2 protein-coding genes are annotated in these 3,840 nt (G+C 46.5%); both read left to right on the top strand.

Features of this window, described 5'->3' with window-relative positions:
• A partial coding sequence (locus ACN4EG_RS27315) for a hypothetical protein (RefSeq protein ID WP_431633443.1) occupies positions 1–234 on the top strand: 234 nt, incomplete at its 5' end.
• A 43-nt stretch (positions 235–277) separates the two neighbouring features.
• The gene (locus ACN4EG_RS27310) at positions 278–3,217 is read left to right on the top strand and encodes a hypothetical protein (protein ID WP_431633442.1); all 2,940 of its coding nucleotides are present in this window, start codon (positions 278–280) and stop codon (positions 3,215–3,217) included.
• Positions 3,218–3,840: the final 623 nt, after the last annotated feature.

Here is a 3,840-nt window from a genome sequence, read left to right as displayed (position 1 = left end):
GAGCAAAGTGGTGTGATTCAAGCTCTGCAAACTGTTGCTAATAAACTATCCTATCGTCAAGTTCAAGAAGTTGTTCGCTGGTCTAGACTCGTTTTACAATCCCAACTTCAGTTAGTTCATCTTCAAGGCGATCGATTGATCAAAGTTCAAGCTCCTTGCTCAGATGTACCATCGATCCTTGATTTACCATCCTTAGATGAAGGAAATAATTATGATCGGTATTCTTTATTTTAATCAGTATCTTCGTTAAAAGTACTATTCCATCGAAAATGGGAAGTTGTATGATTTACGCATTCTCAACAGCATCACCTGGCAAAGTAGCGACCAAATCCAAGCCACGATTACTGACCTAGGGGTGGGTTTAGCCAACATCATCTACCAACTCGACAACCAAGCGCCCCAAGACTGGAAAGGCAACAACGGCCAATGGAGCAAATCCGTCAGTGACCTGCTTAATTGGAACGATCCCAACCAGCAAGGTAGCCATACCCTGACATTCCGCAGCCTAGACAGAGCAGGTAACCTACAAACTGAGCAATACAGCTTCTCCGTCCCCAAACCCTTCACCTGGGCAGATAGCGACCTGTGGACTGGGAGCCTAGACCCCAATGATCCCAATACCAGTGGAGATAACCTAGTTGCACCGCCTTTGGGGGGGAGTGGTGGACAGAGCGGAGGCAGTGGTCTGGCCCAGTATGGTTGGGTTGGGGGGCTGATGGCTATTGGGGCTACTGGTATGGTGGACAGTGGTCTCGCAGTCCCTACACCACGCCAGAGGGGGTTCTCAACGATCCACAGTGGTTCCCGGCCAATCAACCCTGGTAGCAGCAACACCTATCGTAGTCGTCTACGCTCCATCCTGACGACTGCCATTGCCGCCATTCCGACGGAGAGTGTTGGGAACCAAGCCAAGAAAGCAGCGCTCAAAAATCGCCTTAACTTACTCATCGAAGCGGGAGCCTATCTCCAGGGCGATGCCGATGATCAAGTGGGCTATGGCTATGAGGGGGGAGCCGTCTTTACGGGGGCTTGGTTAGATCAGTTTTTCCAAGGGAGTTTGGTTAAAGCCAAAAATACGTTAGCGAACTTGAATCAAATTGGCTTGGCGTTAGCGAAAGAATTGGTAACGAATCCCGAATCAGTACGGTTATTGACCTTCCAAACGCTGGTGGAAACGGTGGTGGGAGCAGCTCACCTCCAGACCAATTGGTTTGGGGCAGAACACACGAATCAAATCCAGCAAGCGGCACGGGAACTGGCCCGTAGCTATGGCTTACTGAAGCCCCAGGGGACGGGTTTGACGGGAACCTTTGGTTGGTTGGATCAGCTGTGGGATATGGCGGACAGTGGTTTGAGTGATGGCGATACGATTCGGACAATCCTGCATGGCAATACCAAGGCGGCGGGGATTGTGGGTGATGTGGTGCAAATGTTGAATGGTTTGGGCAATGGCGATGGGGACTTGTATGACCTGCAACTGTGGCGCATGAGTCGGAGTTTGGTGCAGGCGGGGATGCAGGTAGCGCAGTGGCGGGATGCGGTGCAGACGGTGGAGTTTGTTGAGGCGTTGTTGAATTTGGGTTACAGTTTGGTGCAGGTGCATCCGACGGTAGATGGGACGAATGGAACTGAGGTTGCCAATTGGGTGGAGACGTTGCTGGAGCAGGGGGATATTCGCATCGCAGCAGCGGGGTTGAGTGAGTTCTTGAGTGGGATTGAGCCATTGCCGGAGAAGGTGAAGGCATTGAAGTATGCAGACCGATTGGTGAAGGTGGCTGATGCAGTCGATGACCCCACCCTTGACCAGCAGGTGCTAAAAGCTGAGTTCTTGAGTCATTTGGTCAATTTGGGTGGCGCTTATGCGGGGCTGAATCCGATTGGACAAGCAGGAGATAACTCACTCAACTTTTTCTTAGATACTTCATATCGCCTGAATAATCTACAGTTAGCATCGCAGCAATTGAGTAGTTTTCTACGACCTGCCGATCATCTGAATGTTGTCCTCTATCAACAAACCGATCGACTTAAAGCATTGAATAAAGTGACAGACGTAGGTCTTCAGGGTGTTAAGCACAACAACGTTTTTATTCAAAAGCAATTGAGCGTTGCTTTAAACGAGACAGCGATCGCCTCATTCAACATCAAGGATTACAAGGGGATAAAGCCTCAGAAAAGTCCTTTAGGGCTAGTGAGTTTACAAACATTTATTGATGCTGTAGAGAAGGTAGAGAAAGCTTACAAGAATGATACCCCCCAACAAATTATTACTCGTATTCGTCAACTCTACTATCCTGGATCAAAGGATAACCTGCTAAAAGATATAATTAACGATTTCCGGTTTGACACACTTCTACCAAACGCACCCAACTTTGAAGTAGTATCTCGTGACCCTTTCTATGGAGACTATCCACCTTCAAGCGTAAACGAAGTCAAGTTTCGTAGAATCATCTCCGAGGGACTTGTAGGCAAAGAGACATATGCCATTCTGACTGCAAAAGCTGATGAAAACGGTACCCTCGATAATCCTTCCCCCTACCTTGTGATTCCAGAACGCAATGAGATGATTGATATTGGACATTTGTTGCTTACCTTAGATGCCTTGCTGCATCCTGGTTCCGCTGCCCCATTCTCTGCCCCCTACTATCAGATACCGACGATTGATCCAGCATCTTGGGTTGCAGATGTAGGGCTGGGTTCCGTTTGGTTAACGAAGCAACTGCAAGGCGACCCAGATAAATATGCTCCTGCTAATTTAAAATTGTCGAGTACACCGACCCAGGAGGAAATTGATGCATTTTATAAAGCATCAGCACCAGAAGCTGATATCTTAGGAGACATTGATGGGTTTGGATTATTTGATCGATTTAACAGTATAACTCGAGCGAAACAAACACTGTCTCAGCATCTTAAAGAGTATTATGGTCTAACATCTGACAGTGATCCGTATACTGTACGGAATCGATGGAGGACGTTTAATGGAAATCAGGTTACACCGATTGATGCAACATTCCCATTCAACCTAGAAAACTTAACGGGAACTGCAAAACAATCATGGATTGACAGAATCAACCGATTTAATAATCTGGCTGGAGATGGGAATATAGCAGCTGTAACTGGACAGGGTCGAAAGTCATGGATCTGGAATTTCACAGGTGCAATGTTTGAGAGGTTTCTTGGATATGCTAAGGAGCAGTTGAACAAGGAGAAATCATTTTGAATTAATTAGATTGGTTCACATTCATTTTACTAGAGGGATTAATTGATGTTTCCACCTCCATTGCATCACTGGCAAGTTTTACAATTTGCTTTAAGAATATGTATTCCGAGTTCGATAATAGTTCATTTGCTAGTTATTTTGCTTGCAAAATCTGGTTATACATGGGCTTCATCAGATCAAGCAAAGCTATTATTTTTCTCAGTTGCCAGTATCATTATGAGCTTGATTAAGATTCTAGCAACAAGTGCTGTTTCCTATCTTTACAAACCAGCTTGGCGGCGAACCATACTTCTAGCTAGTGCAATCATTCTCACCTGCGTAGAAGGGGTTATGCTATATTTGTTGTACGATCTGTGGGATTATAGTGCTGTTCCTATCACATTTTACAACGTTAGTCAGTGAGTCCGCAGTGGTTTCCAGCCAATGGTAGTGCTGTTCCTAACAGCGATAGTACCTATCAAAATCCTCAGACTGGGCAGGCAATGAACAAGTCTTGACCTACCATTTCCTCAATTTGGATCTGCAACCGATCGGGGATGAGGGCACTTGGGATGGCAGTTTGGATAATGAGTACAACAACATGAGTCCCACCGCACCGAGCAATGGTGGCAGTGGCGGCAGTT

The sequence above is a fragment of the Alkalinema pantanalense CENA528 genome, assembly GCF_050753345.1.
Taxonomy (GTDB): domain Bacteria; phylum Cyanobacteriota; class Cyanobacteriia; order Leptolyngbyales; family Leptolyngbyaceae; genus Alkalinema; species Alkalinema pantanalense.
The sequence above is the reverse complement of the archived record's forward strand: the minus strand, read 5'-3'. Positions and strand labels throughout refer to the sequence as shown.